This window comes from Trinickia symbiotica (assembly GCF_002934455.1).
Taxonomy (GTDB): Bacteria; Pseudomonadota; Gammaproteobacteria; order Burkholderiales; family Burkholderiaceae; genus Trinickia; species Trinickia symbiotica.
On the sequence record NZ_PTIR01000019.1, the window covers coordinates 123,077 to 139,713 of the forward strand.

Below are 16,637 nucleotides of genomic sequence, written 5' to 3' on the forward strand. Positions count from 1 at the left end.
AGCCCCCTTCGCCGCATCGCTTATGCGCACCACGATTCGCCGACTATTGCTCCTCTTCTGCGTGCTTCGCTACGGTGCCCGGCTGCTTTGGCAAGCCGCGCCTCGCCATGACCGAGCCCGCTGGATCGCGACATTGATCGCACGCCTGCATTTGGCGCGCAACACGCGCACGGCATTGCATCGCGCACTGCCCCAGCTCGGCCCGCTGGCCAGCGCGTTCGGGGAGGCGCTGGCGACCGACCCGGACCATGCGGGGCGTACGCTGCACGACGTTCTCGACGCGCTCGGCCGCGCCGAAACCGCGCTCACGAAGCCGCTCGACGCGCCGGAACTCGCCCCCGCGCTGCGCGCCGCGCTCGGCCGCCCACCGGAGGAGGTATTCGCCTGGGTCGATCCGACACCGCTCGAAAACGGCATCGCCGAACAGGTCCACGCGGCGAGACTGCGAATCGAAGACCGCGGGCGCGTCGATGTCACGGTCAAGCTTTTGCGCGTGCGACAGGTCCAGCGAATCGAGGACGACATCGCCGTGCTGCTCTGGCTCGCCAAGCTGCTCGAGCGCGCTTTCCCCGCCGCGCGCGAGTTCGGGCTGCGCAGCCTGGCCGAATCGTTCGGCACCGAGCTTCGGCACCGCTTCGATCTGCGGACCGAAGCGGCCAATCTTTCGCAAACGGGCCGCCACTTCTCGGGTAACGCTCGGGTCGTCGTACCCGCCGTCATCTGGGATTTCTCGACCGACCACGCGCTCGTCGCCGAGCGCATCGAGACGCTATCGCTCACGGACATCGAGGGGCTGCGCCGGCACGGCGTCGACGTCGAGCGCCTCGCGGTGCACGTCGTGGAGGTGTTCGTCGAACAGGCCTTCGAGCATGGATTCTTTCATGCGGCGCTCGACGCGCGGCGCGTGCGCGTCAGCATCGACGCAGACACGCTCGGGTGCCTCGTGCTTGCCGACTGCGCGGTGATGTCGAGCCTGACCGAGCCCGAGCGCGAATTCTTCGTCCATGGCGCGACGGCGCTCTTCGGGCAGGACTACGGCAGGCTGGCGGACATGCACCATGAGGTCGGCCATGTCGCGCCCGGCACGCGTCCCGAAATGCTCGAGGCGGAGCTGCGCCGACGCAGTGAAGCCCATTTTGCGTCACCGAGCAGCGAGCGAAGAGCGGGCGCCCTGCTCAGCCACCTGACCGAGGCCGTGCAGCCGTTCGGCGGTGCCGTCCCTACAGCCCTCGTGCTGGCGCGCGAGTCGCTGGCGCGCGCCGAATCGCTCGCCCGTGCACTCGCGCCGCGCCTCGACACGTGGCGAATCGTCGAAGCATCGTTCGCGGCGCTCGCGCGCAAGGACCTCGACCATCGCGGCTTCATCAAGCGTCTTGCGCGGGAGCTGCCGCACCTGGCGCCGATTGCCCCACGCTTGCCGCTGCTCTTCGTCCAGCGGCTCCAACGAATCCAGCAGCAGCGCGAGGGCTTCGATTCGGCCGTCCTGCTTCGGGCGCTGCAGCACGAGCAGCGGCGCACGCGGCAGCTTCTCTGGGCGTGCGCCATCGTTGGCACGCTGATAGGCGCCGCGATGACGCTGCTGGCGCATTGACGCGCGCCGAGCCGATCAGACCCGATGCCGCTCCTGCAAGCTGCGGATGCGCGCGAGAGCCGGCTTGTCGGCGGTCGTGGCGTCATACATCGTTGCAAGGTCGGCCTTCAGCGCGGTACGCGATCCCCCGTCGAGATAAACCATGTGCCCGGACGGATAAAACTTCGCCGACAGATTCTCGCGCACCTTGTGTTCGACGAGCGGCATCCTCTGCAAGTCGATGACGGTCTGATAGAACGGCGTCACGAAATCGTAAAGGCCGTTCGCCGACAGCACCTTCAGGTCGATGTTGAGCGCCATCACCGCCGCGAGGTCGCCGGCCGTATAGAGGATGAGGTTGCCTTTGTCGTCGATGCCCTTTTGCGCCCCCGTCGGATCGGTGTGATGGAAATCCCAGTTCTTGAACGTCTGATCGTTGAGATCAGTGAACGACGAGTTCGACGTGTACTTCAACTGCTCGTTGAGATAGGTGTTCCACATCGTCGTATAGACGCCGGAGACCGCTGTCATCGTTGGATCGTTGCCTCCCGAGTTCGGGTCGATCTGCCCGGCAATGCCCGTGTCGATCGCCGTCACGCGTCCGTCATAGGCGCCGAGCGCCAAGCCTTTCGACTTGAGCAGGGTCGTCAGGAACAGCGAATTGCCGCGACTGTCGTAGCCGGCCACATCGAGCCCCCAGGCAAGCAGTGTCGTCTTGTCGATGCCCGTGTACTGCGAGAGCTTTTCGACGGTCGCGTCGTCGGTCTGGGGAAACTTGCGCAAGGAGGCGAGATAGTCGGTACGGGCGAAGCTTGCGACTTCGTCGAGGAAATCGATGAGGTTCGTCGGCGTCGGCGTCACGCCGAGGCGCTTGTGGTACCAGGCATCGGCCGCCGCCGTCGGCAATGCGCCGACCGGATTGCCGGCCTGCCCGTAGTCGAGAATCGACGATTGGAGTGTGATCCCGTTCAGATCGATGCCGTCCTCATGGAGCAGATAAGCCAGCACGCAGCTGCGCGCCGTTCCATATGATTCGCCGAACAAGTACTTCGGCGAGTTCCAGCGCTGATTCTTGGTCAGAAAGCGCTTGATGAACTGCTTGATCGAGCGCGCATCCTGGTCGACGCCCCAGAACTCCTTGTTCGTATGCGGTGCCACGGCGGCCGAATAGCCGGTGCCGACCGGGTTGATGAAGACGAGGTCGCTCTTGTCGAGCAGGCTGTCCGGGTTGTCCTCGATCTGATAGGGAGCCGGCGGCGTGAAGTTCGGCATCGACGTCTTGATTCGTTTCGGCGCGAACGAGCCGAGCAGCACGAAGACCGACGACGATCCGGGTCCGCCGTTATAGAAGAACGTCACGGGCCGCGACTCTTCCGACTGACCATCCTCGGTGAAGGCGACGTAGAACATCTTCGCGTTCGGCTGCGACGTGCTCTCGTCGACCGTGACGAGATGCCCGGCCGTCGCCGTGTAGGCGATCTCGCGCCCGCCGATCGTGATCGAATGATGGGTGACGGCGGCTGCCTCGGTCGTGTCCGTGACGGAATCACCCGGGCCGTTGCCGTAGGCGACGGGATCGAAGCACGGCTCGTCGCCGTTCTCGCCTGCCGCGGCGAGAGATCGAGGCATCGACGCCCTCCCCGGCGTATGCGCCTGCGAATTGTGGTGCGCCGATTGCGGATTGCCGGAACCGATATCGTGGCTCATCGTGATCGCTCCATGTCGTTGGGTCGGCGCGGCGCACCCGCGCCATGCGCCGACTATGTTGACGAACTTTGACGAACTGCTGCTGACAAGCACCCGCTCGCTCGTCGCCGCGCGTTTCGCGTCGACCGAAGCGAGAAACACATTGCCGCCACTACGTGCCGCCCGCGATACCGTGTGAAGCGGACGGACCCTGCGTAGCCGATCCGCCGAGGGCCGCCGCGATCTTGCGCCCGTCGGGGCTCCCCAGCCCGGTACAGGCGTCCCAGCCGGGCGCCGCGGCGAAGCTGCCATTGTTGCCCTGTGTGATATCGCGGAAGGCGCGCGCCGCCGCATAGAGTTTCGCGTTGACGAAGCCCACCGGCTTACCCTGCGTGGCATTGATGCGCGCGATCAGCCCCGCGAACAGCGGCGCGACCGCGCTCGTGCCGCCGACCGCCGTCAGTTGGCCGCCGACGAGCACTTCATAGCCCGAGGCGGGCGACGCGTCGGCGGCCACGTCGGGCACGCCGCGCTTCGTCAACGCGGCGGTCGTACCGTCGGCGTAAGTCGCCTTCAGCCCCTCCTGCCACGGAGGCAAGCCGAACTCGGAGCTGATGCCGCCGCCCGTCGCGCCGCCGGAAGCGCCGTCGTTCCAGACCACTTCGCTTTTGATCGAGAGCGAAGAGGCCGACCCTGATGCCGTGACGCGCGTGCCGCCGCATGCGAGCACATACGGGCTCGATGCCGGGAAGTCGACCGAGTCGCCACCGGCCGAGCTGTCGTTCGAGCCGCTGTCCCCGGCCGCCGCACATACGGTGACGCCGAGCGTCGCGGCCTCCTGCAGCGCTTGATTGAATGCCGTCAGTGCCTGAGCCGTCCATGACGATTCGGGCGCCCCCCAACTGATCGAAATGACGGATGGCTTGTTCGTGCTGTCGTGCACGGCTTGCTTGACCGCGTCGACGAAGCCCGCGTCGCTGTTGGGCGCGAAGTAGACCGCGATCGTCGCGCCGGGAGCGACGGCGCCGGCGATCTCGATATCGAGCGTGACTTCCCCGTCCGCCCCGCTCGGGTTGCCGCTCGGGGCGTTCGAACCGCCGTCGACGCCGACGGCGACGACCCGCGGCTCCGCCATGCCGAGTTCGCTGAAATATTGGCGAAGATCCGATTCCGTGTACCCACCGCCAAGCTCGACGATGCCGATGCATTGACCGCTGCCGTCGCCAGGGGGGAAATCGTAAAGAGACGCCATCTGCAGCGGCGTAAACGTTTCCGTCCGAGCCGCCGCGCGGCGCGGCTCATAGCCGGAGCGAATGCGGAAATGTGGCCGAGCCTGCGGGCGATCGTCGAGCCCGAGCACGGATGTCACGATGCCGACGAGTTCCTGAGGAATCAGAATGCAACCGGTGCGGCCTCTGAATCGGCCGAGCTTCGGATGCTCGTAATGCGACAGCTCGACGCCGAACGCCCGCTGAAAACGCTCGACCGTGCCCGCGAGCATCACCGTGCACGCCGCCGCGTCGGTACGCTGCACGCTAAGGTCGTATTCCTTCGCGAACGCCTCGACCTTGGCGAGGTCCTCGGGGGCGGCCGAAAAACGGGCGGCGAAAGCCTCGCGCGTGAGCGGCTCGGCCGGCTCACCGCGAGCGATCTTTTGCGCGGCTTCGTCGATTGCTTGTTGGGAAGGCCGGCGCAGCGTCACGACGACGCGCATCGTTTCGCCCGGATCCGTCGGCCCGACGCGCCTGGCATCCTTTACCGGCTCGCGATCGCTGCCTGCCAGCCGCTCTCTTGCTTTGGTCATTTGACGCTCCCGTATGAGGATTACGTCGAAGCTCCGACAGAACCGCCTTCGCGCAGTTCCTTGCACCTGCCCTTTTGGTCGATCTGCATGGCGCATAGGACCTTGGCGGACGAGGCAATCGTCGGATGACTGACAAAGTGTAGTCCATGCCCCGCCGGCGCGACATGGGTGGCAATCCCGCGCCAGGAGCAGCCGCCGGCAAGCGGCAAGCAAGCGGCATATCATCACGTTTCGGCGCGCGCTCCGGTGCGACGCCGTTGCCGCTACCGAGAAAATAACCCTTCCCCGGCGGAACTGCCCTTCGGGACGACAAAGGAACCGAACATGTCTCTCTCCATGTATCAGGCATCAGTACCCGTGTTCGTGCGCGGGTTGACGAACCTTCGAGCGATTCTGCACAAGAGCCGCGATCACGCCGAAGCCCGGAAAATCGATTTGGCCGTCCTGCTGTCGAGCAGGCTTTACCCGGACATGTTTCCTTTGACGCGCCAGGTGCAGTCCGTGTCCGACGCCGCGAAGTTCTGTACGGCGCGCCTTGCCGGCGTCGAGCCACCGAGGTTCGAGGACACCGAAACGACGTTCGACGAATTGGTGGCGCGCATAGACAAAACGATCGCTTACCTGCAGGAGGCCGACGCGTCCAAAATCGACGGCAGTGAAGAACGCGCCGTTACGCTCAAAACGCCAAGCCGCTCGATCGAGTTCGACGGGCAGTCCTACCTGCTCCATTTCGCGCTGCCGAATTTCTTTTTCCATTTGACGACCGCGTACGCCATCCTCCGGCATAACGGCGTCGAGCTCGGCAAGCTCGACTTTCTCGGCGGAATCTGACCGGTCGGGATCGCAGCCTTAGACGCCGTCATGAGCCAAAACACCGCCAATTGCTCCGCCACTGCCTTGCACACGCCGAACTCGCCGCGCTTTCTTCTCTTCATGATCTGCCTGTTCGCCTCCGCCGGGCAGCTCGCGATCGACATCTATGTGCCCGCGCTACCTGCAATGGCGCGCTTTTTTTCGACCTCGCCACAGGCGATCCAGTCGAGCGTTTCCGGCTACATGGCGGCTTACGCGTTCGGCCAGCTCGTGTTCGGGCCAGTCGCCGATGCCTACGGACGCAAGCGCGTGCTCGCATTGGGGCTCGTCGTCTTCACGATGGGCTGCCTGTTGTCGCTGGCCGCCCCCAATCTGGAAACCTTCGTCCTTGCGCGCTGCCTGCAAGGGTTCGGCATCGCCGCGACGAATCTGCTCGCGAAGGCGATCATCACCGATTCGTTCTCCGGACAGGCACTGATGCATGCGTTCACCTACATGGGGATCGCATGGGGGCTCGCACCGATCATCGCGCCCGTGATCGGCGCGCACCTGCAAACGTGGTTTGGCTGGCAGGCCTGCCTCGTCTTTCTGCTCGTCTATTCGCTCGTCATGTGGGCGATCGTGTGGCGCTATCGCGAGACACTGCCTCGACCGGTGCACCTGGAGCTGCGGACGCTGGCGAGGAACACGCGCAAGGTGCTCTCGAGCCCCGTGTTCCAAAGCTGCTTCCTCGCGCAGGGGCTTTGCTACAGCATTCTGCTCGTGTTCAACATCGTCGGACCATTCATGGTGCAGAACACGCTGAGAAAGCCGCCGACCTTTTTCGGCTACCTCGCGCTCGGCATCGGCATGATGTATTTCCTGGGCGGGCTGTCGAATCGCGTGCACGGGCCACGCCTGCCGAGCGCGGAGCAGCGGCTGCATATCGGTGTGCGCGTGATGACGGCTGCGGCGATTGCGATGCTGGTGCTTGCGTTGACCGTCGGCCTGCGCGTCTGGACGCTCTCGGCGCCGGTTCTCGTCATGGGCTTCTGTGCCGGCGCGATGTATCCGACGCTGATGGCCAAGGGCAATTCACTGTTCCCGCACATCGCCGGCCTGACGAGCGCGATCCTCGGGTGTGCGCTGCTCCTGGTGTCGTCGGCCATGATGGGGCTCGCGGGATTCGTGTCCGTGCATATCCTCACTCCGCTCGCGGTGTTCTTCGTGATCCTCGCCGTCACCGTCGTCGCGATGGTGTCGAAGCTGCTGCGACATCTGGCGCAATCGGAACGTGAACGCGTCATGGGCCGCAGCGGCGAGGCGGTTTAGGCGCCGCGGCGTTATCCCCATCACGAATAGCTGAGGTTTATTCCTGACAGTGATATTTGCCGTTTATGCCTCACAGGCATAAATGAAGTGCTGCTGGAATCACTCGCGGCCAGCCCCGCCAAATGATCGGTTCGATCAAACTTCGATCAGACGGCGGGTTTACTCGCAGTTGAATCGATCGAATCGATCACATACAATGCCCGAAACGGTCATTATTGGCCGACCTCAGATGGTCATACCGGTCGAAGCATCGGCCGGAAATGATCGATTCGGTCAGGGCTGGGAAGCCATCGACGAGGCCCGGCTCCGTAAATATCCGACAGGCATTTGTGGAGACTTGCGAGTGTCAATCACGTTCAAGGGAATCATCCCCGCCCTCATCACCCCGATGACCGCAGACGAAGAGGTCGACGAAGGCGGTTTGCGCTTGCTCGTCGACCGTCTCATCGATGCGGGCGTCCACGGTCTCTTCGTGCTTGGCACGAATGGTGAATTCATCGCGCTGTCGGAGGCCGAAAAGCTGCGCATCGCGCGCATCGCCGTCGATCAGGCCCGCTCGCGCGTCCCCGTCATCGCGGGAACGGGCGCCTACGCCACGCGCGACGTCATCGAGCTGAATGAAAAGATGAAGGATGTCGGCGTCGACGCTGTTTCGGTGATCACGCCGTACTTCAACGGAGCGACGCAACAGGAATTGTTCGTCCACTATGAGCGCATCGCGCGCGGCACGTCGCTGCCCGTCATGCTCTACACCATCCCGGCCAAGGCGGGCGTCACGCTGAACGTAGATACCGTGCGACGGCTATCGGAGATACCGAACATTCGCGGCATCAAGGATAGCGGCGGTGACTTCGATCGACTGCTGCAACTGATCAACTTGCGTCGCGACGATTTTGCCGTGTTCACGGGCACCGATTCGATGATCCTCTGGACGTTGATCGCAGGCGGCGACGGCGCCGTCGCGGCAACGACCAATGCGGTGCCGAGCGTCGTCATGTCCATCTGGAATCACTTCCAGGCCGGCGAAATCGACGGGGCCCGCCGCGCGCAAGAATCGCTGCGCGCCCTGCGCGATGCGTTCGCGCTGGGCACGATGCCCGTCGTGCTGAAAACCGCGGCCGCGATGCTCGGCATGCCGGCCGGCCCCGCGCGCGCGCCGGCGCGACCGCTCGATGACGCCGCGCGCGAACGTCTCGCGAAAGCGCTCACCCTCTATCCGCGTGTGAGCTGACCGCTACGCGACATCCGTATCAGTACAACGCTTCGGCCGACAGATTCCGACTCCGATATGAGCTCCGTTTACCACTTCCAGACCGTCAAGCACATCGTGCATGGCGCGAACAGCCTCGATCAGTTGCCGGAAAAACTCGCACTGCTCGATCGCCCGATCGGTCGCATCGCCTTCATCACGCAGGAAGTGATGGAACGCAATGGCGTGGCGGGCCGTGTCGTCGCCGCGCTCGAACAGCGGGACATTCGGGCGCTGATCGTCCGCGACGTACAGCCGGAGCCGACCATCGAAAACGTCGAAACCGTCTATCGCGAGCAGATCGAGCCATTTGCGCCCGACGCCGTTCTTTCGATCGGTGGAGGCAGTGTGCTCGATGCGGCGAAGCTTTTCGCGGCGCGCCTCACCAATCGACAGCCGCTGCGCGAATGGCTCGGCATCGATCTGATCGCATCGCCCGGCGTACCGCTGATACTCGTCCCGACGACCTCGGGCACGGGTTCTGAAGTTACCCCGAATGCGATCGTGACGCTGCCCGACGAACAGCTGAAAGTCGGCATCGTGAGCCGCCATCTGCTGCCGCAGCTCGTGATTCTCGATGCCACGCTGACGCTCGATCTGCCCAAGCCGATCACGGCCGCCACGGGCATGGATGCGTTCATTCACGCGCTCGAGTCGTACATTTCGACGAAAGCGAATCCGATCAGCGACATGTTCGCGATGGAATCGATGCGGCTCATCGGTGCGAACCTGCTCGAGGCATACGAAAACGGCCACTCGCTGAAGGCACGCGAGGCGATGCTGCTCGGGTCGATGTATGGGGGGCTCGCGTTGACGGCCGCCGGGACCGCGGCCGTTCATGCGCTCGCCTATCCGCTCGGCGGAATGTTCAATATCACCCATGGCGTCGCGAATTCGATGCTGCTGCCGCACGTGATGGCGTTCAACCTCGATGCGACGATCGGCCGTCTCGCGAACGTCGCCTACGCGCTCGGTATCGCGCGGCACGACGATAACGACGCCGCGGCAGCGAACAAGCTGCTGGGTCGTCTTCGTGAATGGACGCAGGCACTCGCGATCCCGCAGGACCTGCGTGCGTTCGGTGTCTCCGAAGCGCATCTGGACGCGCTCGCCATCGCGGCATCAAAAGTGAAGCGCCTGCTCGGCAACAATCCGAAGCCGCTGAGTCTTGACGACATCAAGGCGATCTACCAGCGGCTGCTGCCATGAACGCTCCATCGGCAAACCGCATTCGCGTGTTGATCATCGGCGACGACCTGTCGGGCACTGCTGATTGCGCTGTGACTTGCACGCACCAAGGGCTCGCGAGCATCGTCAGCCTTGACGTAGGGCAAGCCTTGGAGCGCGATGTCGACGTGCTCGCCATCGATGCCGACACGCGTCGACTCGCCGCCGCCGATGCGGCGCGAATCAACGAGCAGGTATGGCGCGCTCATGCCTCCGGCCGTCTCATCTACAAGAAAATCGACTCGACGCTGCGCGGAAACTTCGCGGCGGAAGTCGCGGCGCTCGCGCGCTTCGCGGGCATGGCCGTCGTCGCACCGGCATTTCCGCAAGCCGGCAGAACGACGCGAGATGCTCATCAGTTCGTGTTCGGCGTACCGGTCGAACAATCCGAGCTCTGGCGTAACGAACGCATTTCCGGTCGAGCCGATATTCGTTCGATGCTTGCCGGCGAAGGGCTGCGAGTGGCGCACATCGAGCTGGACGAGATTCGTGAAGGCGTGGCCGCGCTGCATGCGCGGCTCGTCGCCTGCCAGCGCGAGCAATGGGAAGCGGTCGTCTGCGATAGCGAGACCGATGACGACCTCGCGATCATCGCCCAGGCATCAGCAACGATGGAGCGCGTGTTCTGGGTCGGCTCCGCAGGACTGGCCGCGCCGCAGATCGCAGCGTTCGTCGCGAACGCTCGCCCGAAATCGACGCCCGCCCGTTCGCACGCACAACTGCCATCGACGGCAGGCGCACCGCATCCGCGCGGGGTCCTGACCGTGGTCGGCAGCATGTCGAGCGTCTCGCACGACCAGGTCGCCGCGCTGCGGGCCAAGGCGGGGGACTCGCTCGACCTATTCGAGCTGGACACGCGAGCGCTGCTCGACCCGGTTGGCCAGGCCACGCTCACGTTGTCCACTCGCGTGACGAATGCGCTGATGCGCGGCCGCCATGTGGTCGTCGCACTGAGCCAAGCCGAACGCATGAAAGTCGCCGATGGCCCGCTGCTTGCGCGACTGCTCGCTGACAAGCTCGCCCCTGCCGCTCGGCACGCCGCGGCGCTGATCGCGACGGGGGGAGAAACGGCGCGCGCGCTGTTGTCCTCGATGGGCGTCACGGCGCTCACGGTCGTCGAGGAAATCGAACGCGGCGTTCCGTTGTTGAGCACCCCGTTCGACGGACGGGTCTTGCCCGTCGTCACGAAAGCGGGCGGCTTCGGGCAATCGGAAACACTGTATCGCGCGTGGCGGCGGCTCGCCGCCGCTCAACCTGCGGATGCGCCAACACCGCGCCAGCCTTCGGAAGGGGAAGCAATGACATATCGACCCGTAATCGGAATCACGATGGGCGATGCCGCCGGCGTGGGGCCGGAAATCATCATGAAGAGCCTCGCGCACGAATCGGTGTACGACGGCTGCCGTCCGCTCGTCATCGGCGACGCGAAGCGGCTCGCCGACGCAGGCAGGCGCGCCGGCGTCACGCTGACGGTCCGGCCTATCGCCGCGCCCGCCGATGCACACTTTCGCTACGGCGAGGTCGATTGCATCGACCTCGGCCTGATTCCGGCCGACCTGCCGTACGGCAAGCTGTCCGCTATCGCCGGCGACGCCGCGTATCAGTACATCGCGCGCACGGTGGAGCTGACGTCGGCGGGCGAGCTCGACGCGATATGCACCGCGCCGCTCAACAAAGAAGCGTTGCATGCGGGCGGGCATATCTTTCCGGGTCATACGGAATTGCTTGCGCACCTCACTGGGGTTCCCGAAGTCTCGATGATGCTGGTCGCGCCGAGGCTGCGCGTCATTCACGTCACCACGCATATCGGCCTCATCGATGCGATTCGCCGAATCGAACCGGGCCTCGTACAACGCACGATCGAGCGCGCGCACGAAACGCTGATCCGCGCCGGCATCGAGCAACCGCGCATCGGCGTTTGCGGGATCAATCCGCACGCGGGCGAAAACGGCCTGTTCGGTTATGGCGAGGAAGAGGAAAAGATCGTGCCGGCCGTCGAGGTGCTGCGCGAACGCGGTTGGGATGTGGAAGGACCGCTGCCCGCCGACACGCTGTTCTTCCGCGCGGGCCGGGGCGACTTCGATGTCGTCGTGGCGATGTATCACGACCAGGGCCACGGCCCCGTGAAGGTCATGGGCCTCGAAGCAGGCGTCAACGTCACGGTCGGCTTGCCGGTGATCCGCACATCGGTCGATCACGGCACGGCGTTCGACATCGCCGGCAAGGGAATCGCCGATGAGCGCAGCTTGCTCGAAGCGCTCAAGCAGGCACAGGACCTGGCGACGCGGCGCGCCGTCGAGGCCGCCTGAGCCGTTTCACTTTTCGCGTGCCCGGGTTCGCGCCCGGCTTGCACGACGAGGCGGCAGACAAAAAGCCCGCCCGCAGCGAACAACATCGGAGACAGCCATGAATCACTTCACCGTATGGGACAGCGCCATCATCGTCGCGATGGTCGTCGTCTATATCGTCGTCACGGCGTGGATCAGCATCCGCCTGCGAAGCAAGACGACCGAACAATTCATGGTGGCGGGCCGCTCTGCGCCGGCGGTCGTCATCGCCATTTTGCTGATGTCGGAATACATCGGCGCGAAATCGACGATCGGCACCTCGCAAGAGGCCTTCAACGCCGGTATCGCCGCGTCGTGGTCCGTGATCTCGGCGTCGATCGGCTTCGTCCTCTTCGGCCTCTTCATGGCGAAGCGCCTCTACAAGTCCGGCGAGTTCACGATCTCCGGCTTCATTGCACAGAAGTATGGCAAGACCGCGAAGCTCGTCGTGTCGGCCATCATGATTTACGCGCTTTTCATCGTGAACGTCGGCAACTACGTCAGCGGCGCGGCGGCGATCTCAACCGTTTTGCGTGTCAACCTGCCGACGGCCGCGTTCATCACGGCCATCGTCAGCACGGTCTACTTCGCGTGGGGCGGCCTGAAGAGCGTCGCGTATGTCACGATTCTGCATAGCGCCGTGAAACTGCTCGGCATCGGCATCCTGATTTGGATCGCATTTTCGATGACGGGCGGCATCGCGCCGATGATGCACAGCATGCCGGCGAAATACTTCACCTGGAATGGCGCTTTGAGCGGCAGCACCATCGGTGCATGGATCATCGGGACGGCGGGCGCGATTTTCTCGACGCAGTTCATCATCCAGGCGATCTCGGGCGCGAAGTCCGCGACCGAAGCGCGCAACGCGACGCTGATCGCCGGGGTGCTCTGTGTGCCGATCGCGCTCGCGCTCGGGTTTCTCGGTGTCGCCGCGAAGTATCTGTTTCCCGGAATCAAAAGTCTCTACGCGCTGCCGGTCTTCCTGCAGCACATGAATCCGCTGCTGTCAGGGGTGGTGACCGTATCGCTCGTCGCTTCGATCTTCGTCAGCGTCAGTACGGTGGCCCTCGCGATCGCGTCGCTGATCGTCAAGGATTTCTATGTTCCGCGATATCGGCCGTCCCCGGAACAAGAGCTGCGCGCGACGCGCACGATCTCGTTCGTCGTCGGCTTCGTGCCGCTCATTTTTGTGCTGTTCGTGCCGCAGATCCTCGCGCTGTCGTTCTTTACTCGCGCGTTGCGGCTCACGGTGACCGTCGTCGCGTTGATCGGCATCTACCTGCCTTTCTTCAACAGCAATCGCGGCGTGATCTCGGCACTCGTGGTTGCGACCATCGCGACGACTGTCTGGTACCTGCTCGGCAATCCGCTCGGCATCGACAACATGTACGTTGCGCTCGTCACGCCGGCGATCGTCATGTTGGTCGAAAGACTGCTGTTCCGTCCGGCCGGCAGCAACGGCCACCAAGCCGAGCGGCGAGGCATCGCGCACAACACCGATTCGTGATTCCTAGGCAGCCTGCAGCCTGACGGTATAGAAAACCGTATAAACCCGCCCACGAGCATCGACGCCTCACGATTTCACCATGACCAGTCAGTCCACCTTGCCTTCTCCAGCCACGACGATGCCGGGCCGATTGCATGCGGCCAGCGATGATGCGGCTCGCATCGACGCATATCTGCCAACGGCAACCGTGCAAAACCACGCCGCGAATCTCGCCGTGCTCGACAACGGCGATCTGCTCTGCGCGTGGTTCGGCGGCACCCAGGAGGGTGTCCCCGACATTTCGGTCTACTCGTCGAGACTCGCCAAGGGCAGTTCGGTCTGGAGCGAGCCGGTCCGCCTCTCAGACGATCCTAGCCGCTCCGAACAGAATCCCGTGCTCTTTCAAGCGCCCGACGGCAAGCTCTGGTTGCTCTACACGGCGCAATTGTCCGGACACCAGAACACATCGATCGTGCGTCGCCGCATCTCCAGCGACCGCGGCCGTACGTGGGGGCCGATCGGCACCCTCTTCGACGAGCCGGGCACCTTCGTGCGTCAACCGATCGTGATCGCGGCCGATGGAGCCTGGTTGTGTCCTGTCTTCATGTGTCGCGTCGCGCCCGGCGAGCGTTGGTCGGGCAACGACGACATCAGCGTCGTCATGCGCTCGACCGACGACGGCGCGAGTTGGACGGCGCACGAAGTGCCGGGCAGCGTCGGCTGTGTGCACATGAACATTCAGCCGCTCGCCGACGGATCGTTGATCGCGCTTTTCCGCAGCCGCTGGGCTGATCACATCTACGTCAGCCGCTCGAACGATGGCCGTGGCTGGAGCGCGCCCGAGCCGCTGGAGCTGCCGAACAACAATTCGTCGATCCAGTTCGTCGCGCTGGCGAACGGGCATCTGGGGCTTGTTTTCAACAACAGCAGCGCGAAAGAAAGCGTGGAACGTCGCGCGTCGCTCTATGACGACATCGAGGACGCGGAAGATAGCGGCACGCTCGTCGCTCAAGCAGCGTCGTCGCGCGGTACGGCATTCTGGGGAGCGCCACGTGCGCCGATGACGCTGGCCATTTCGACCGATGGCGGGCGCACCTGGCCGATCGCGCGCAACCTCGAAAGGGGTGACGGCTATTGCATGACGAACAATTCCGCCGAGAAGCTGAACCGCGAGTTTTCCTATCCGTCGATCGCGCAATCGCCGGACGGCAGGCTGCACATCGCGTACACGTACTTCCGGCAGCGCATCAAGTACGTCAGCGTCACCGAAGACTGGGTATCGGCAAAGCAGCAAGCGGCAGCGTGAATGGGCCCCGGAAGGAGAGCGTCCGTCCCGGGCTCTGAGACATCGCGAACGGGAAATCGATAAACTACGCCCGCGCCGCCCGCTCGGCGCCGCAGCCCGCCGTAGCGCGGCCGCGCCCGGAACCCGTTACCGATTACTCCATGAAAGTAGCCCGCCGCCGCGAGGCCATGCTGAAGGCAGTCCTGTCTGGTATGACGGAAGTCGCCGAGTTGTGTGAACACTTCGGCATGTCCGAAGCCACTGTCCGCCGCGATCTGCGCGCACTGGCGGACGAGGGCTTGATTCTGCGCACCTACGGAGGCGCGGCATCGGTCAGCATGCACGCGCCGGAAGAGCCGCTCGAGCAGCGCACGCAGAGCTTTCAGGCCGAGAAGGAGGCAATAGGCCGAGCGGCCGCGATGCATGTTGCCGAGGGCGATACGATCTTTCTCGATAGCGGCACGACGACTGCGGCGCTGGCGCGCGCACTGGCGAGCAGGCAAGACGTTCACGTGGTGACGAACAACCTGCTCGTCGTTCAGATCCTCGCGGGAAGCAAGGTGCAGCTCACGTTGCTCGGCGGCGAAGTGCGAGCGTCGAGCATGAGCACGTTTGGCGCGATCTCGCAGCTCGCGCTGACGCGCATCACCGTCGACAAGGCCTTTCTCGGCGCGGACGGTGTCGTGCCGGGCCGTGGCCTTTGCGAAGCGACGGCGGATCAGGCCTATCTGAAGGAATGCGTGATGCGGCAGGCAGCGGTTGTCTACGTGCTGGCCACCTCCGACAAGCTGAATCGCGACAGCCAGCAGCACTGGGCACCCATCGAAAAGCCATGGACGCTCATTACCGACGCTTCGACGCCCGACGCGGGATGGCAGGCCTTCGATGGCATCGCCGGCGTGACGATCGAGAGCGTATCGCTGCCGGGTGGCGAAGCGGACGAAATGGAGTGACAGCATCCGATGCGCACTGAGCAGAAGGTACCGGAATGGCCACGATCAAGCGAACTGTCGTAACCGGCGCGAGTTCCGGTATTGGGCTCGCCATTGCGCTGCGGCTCTTGAGTGACGGTCACGAGGTCATCGCGCTGAGTCGAACCAAGCCCGACATCGCGGATGACCGGTTTAGCCACATTTGCGCGGATTTGAACGATGTCGAAGCGACTGCCGCCGAACTGCGACAACTAGGGGACGTCTACGGTCTCGTTCACGCGGCCGGCTTCATGAAAACGGCGAAGCTCGGTAAATTGGATTTCGATAGCGGCGAAGCGATGTGGCGTCTCCACGTCGGCGCGGCGTCCGCGCTTGCGAACGTACTCGTGCCCTCGATGCGCGATGGCGGGCGTATCGTGTTGATCGGCAGCCGTGTCTCGGGCGGGGCGGCGGGCCGCAGTCAATACGCCGCGGCCAAAGCGGGACTGGTGGGAATGGCGCGCTCGTGGGCCATCGAACTCGCGCCGCGCGGAATCACCGTCAACGTGGTATCGCCCGCCGCAACCGAAACGCCGATGCTCAACGACCCGCAACGAGCGTCGAGCGCTCCGAAGATGCCGCCTATCGGCCGATATGTTCGGCCGGAAGAAGTGGCTGCGCTCGTGGCGTTTCTAGTGGGGGACGATGCCGGCGCGATTACCGGGCAACAGATCATGGTTTGCGGCGGTAGCTCGCTGGCCTGAGTCGCCGCCCTCGCATATCAATGAAGGGACCGAGGCGGCCGGCCTGAGCAGTAAAGCAGTCCAAACACCATTTCTCCTACTTTGTTGCTCACTCCTGTTGGCAGCCGATATCGAGTAGGGGACGGGGTTGCCCCCGTCGCCCTCTCACACCACCGTACGTGCGGTTCCGCATACGGCGGTTCATGAACAACGCTGGAGGCGCCG

The 16,637-nt window shown here is 64.2% G+C and carries 12 protein-coding genes; 10 read left to right on the forward strand and 2 right to left on the reverse strand.

Annotation, left to right across the window (positions count from 1 at the left end):
* The first annotated feature begins 22 nt into the window (after positions 1 to 22).
* Positions 23 to 1,591 carry an ABC1 kinase family protein gene (locus B0G57_RS23775; RefSeq protein WP_018442022.1) on the forward strand — a complete coding sequence of 523 codons (1,569 nt, stop codon included), beginning with the start codon at positions 23 to 25 and terminating at the stop codon, positions 1,589 to 1,591.
* Positions 1,592 to 1,606: 15 nt separating this feature from the next.
* On the opposite strand, the gene B0G57_RS23780 is transcribed toward B0G57_RS23775, so the two are convergent.
* Complete coding sequence (locus tag B0G57_RS23780; RefSeq protein WP_102607222.1) at positions 1,607 to 3,199, reverse strand: S10 family peptidase; 1,593 nt, start codon at positions 3,197 to 3,199, stop codon at positions 1,607 to 1,609.
* 229 nt (positions 3,200 to 3,428) lie between these two features.
* Positions 3,429 to 5,060: a S53 family peptidase gene (locus B0G57_RS23785; protein WP_018442024.1), complete on the reverse strand. Its 1,632-nt coding sequence runs from the start codon at positions 5,058 to 5,060 to the stop codon at positions 3,429 to 3,431.
* A gap of 324 nt (positions 5,061 to 5,384) precedes the next feature.
* Here B0G57_RS23785 and B0G57_RS23790 point away from each other — a divergent pair, with 324 nt between their 5' ends.
* The 9 genes from B0G57_RS23790 (at position 5,385) to B0G57_RS23830 (ending at position 16,433) form a co-directional block, all read left to right on the forward strand.
* A complete protein-coding gene (locus tag B0G57_RS23790) occupies positions 5,385 to 5,891 on the forward strand; it encodes a DUF1993 domain-containing protein (RefSeq protein ID WP_026229918.1) in 507 nt (168 codons plus the stop codon).
* A gap of 30 nt (positions 5,892 to 5,921) precedes the next feature.
* Positions 5,922 to 7,184, forward strand: coding sequence for a multidrug effflux MFS transporter (locus B0G57_RS23795; protein WP_018442026.1), 1,263 nt, complete (start codon positions 5,922 to 5,924; stop codon positions 7,182 to 7,184).
* Positions 7,185 to 7,527: 343 nt separating this feature from the next.
* Complete coding sequence (gene dapA / locus B0G57_RS23800) at positions 7,528 to 8,415, forward strand: 4-hydroxy-tetrahydrodipicolinate synthase (protein ID WP_026229919.1); 888 nt, start codon at positions 7,528 to 7,530, stop codon at positions 8,413 to 8,415.
* A gap of 57 nt (positions 8,416 to 8,472) precedes the next feature.
* Positions 8,473 to 9,642, forward strand: a complete 1,170-nt coding sequence (locus tag B0G57_RS23805) for an iron-containing alcohol dehydrogenase (protein ID WP_018442028.1) — start codon at positions 8,473 to 8,475, stop codon at positions 9,640 to 9,642.
* On the forward strand, positions 9,639 to 11,969 hold the full coding sequence (gene pdxA, locus B0G57_RS23810; RefSeq protein WP_018442029.1) for a 4-hydroxythreonine-4-phosphate dehydrogenase PdxA: 2,331 nt from the start codon (positions 9,639 to 9,641) through the stop codon (positions 11,967 to 11,969). The genes B0G57_RS23805 and pdxA overlap by 4 nt, the downstream gene beginning before the upstream one ends.
* Positions 11,970 to 12,066: 97 nt before the next feature.
* Positions 12,067 to 13,494 (forward strand): sodium:solute symporter family protein, encoded by a 1,428-nt coding sequence (locus tag B0G57_RS23815; protein ID WP_018442030.1) that lies wholly within the window; start codon positions 12,067 to 12,069, stop codon positions 13,492 to 13,494.
* A 79-nt stretch (positions 13,495 to 13,573) separates the two neighbouring features.
* Positions 13,574 to 14,779: a sialidase family protein gene (locus B0G57_RS23820; protein ID WP_026229921.1), complete on the forward strand. Its 1,206-nt coding sequence runs from the start codon at positions 13,574 to 13,576 to the stop codon at positions 14,777 to 14,779.
* Between the two features lie 140 nt (positions 14,780 to 14,919).
* Positions 14,920 to 15,711, forward strand: coding sequence for a DeoR/GlpR family DNA-binding transcription regulator (locus B0G57_RS23825; protein ID WP_026229922.1), 792 nt, complete (start codon positions 14,920 to 14,922; stop codon positions 15,709 to 15,711).
* A 35-nt stretch (positions 15,712 to 15,746) separates the two neighbouring features.
* Positions 15,747 to 16,433 carry an SDR family NAD(P)-dependent oxidoreductase gene (locus tag B0G57_RS23830; protein ID WP_018442033.1) on the forward strand — a complete coding sequence of 229 codons (687 nt, stop codon included), beginning with the start codon at positions 15,747 to 15,749 and terminating at the stop codon, positions 16,431 to 16,433.
* Positions 16,434 to 16,637 lie beyond the last annotated feature (204 nt).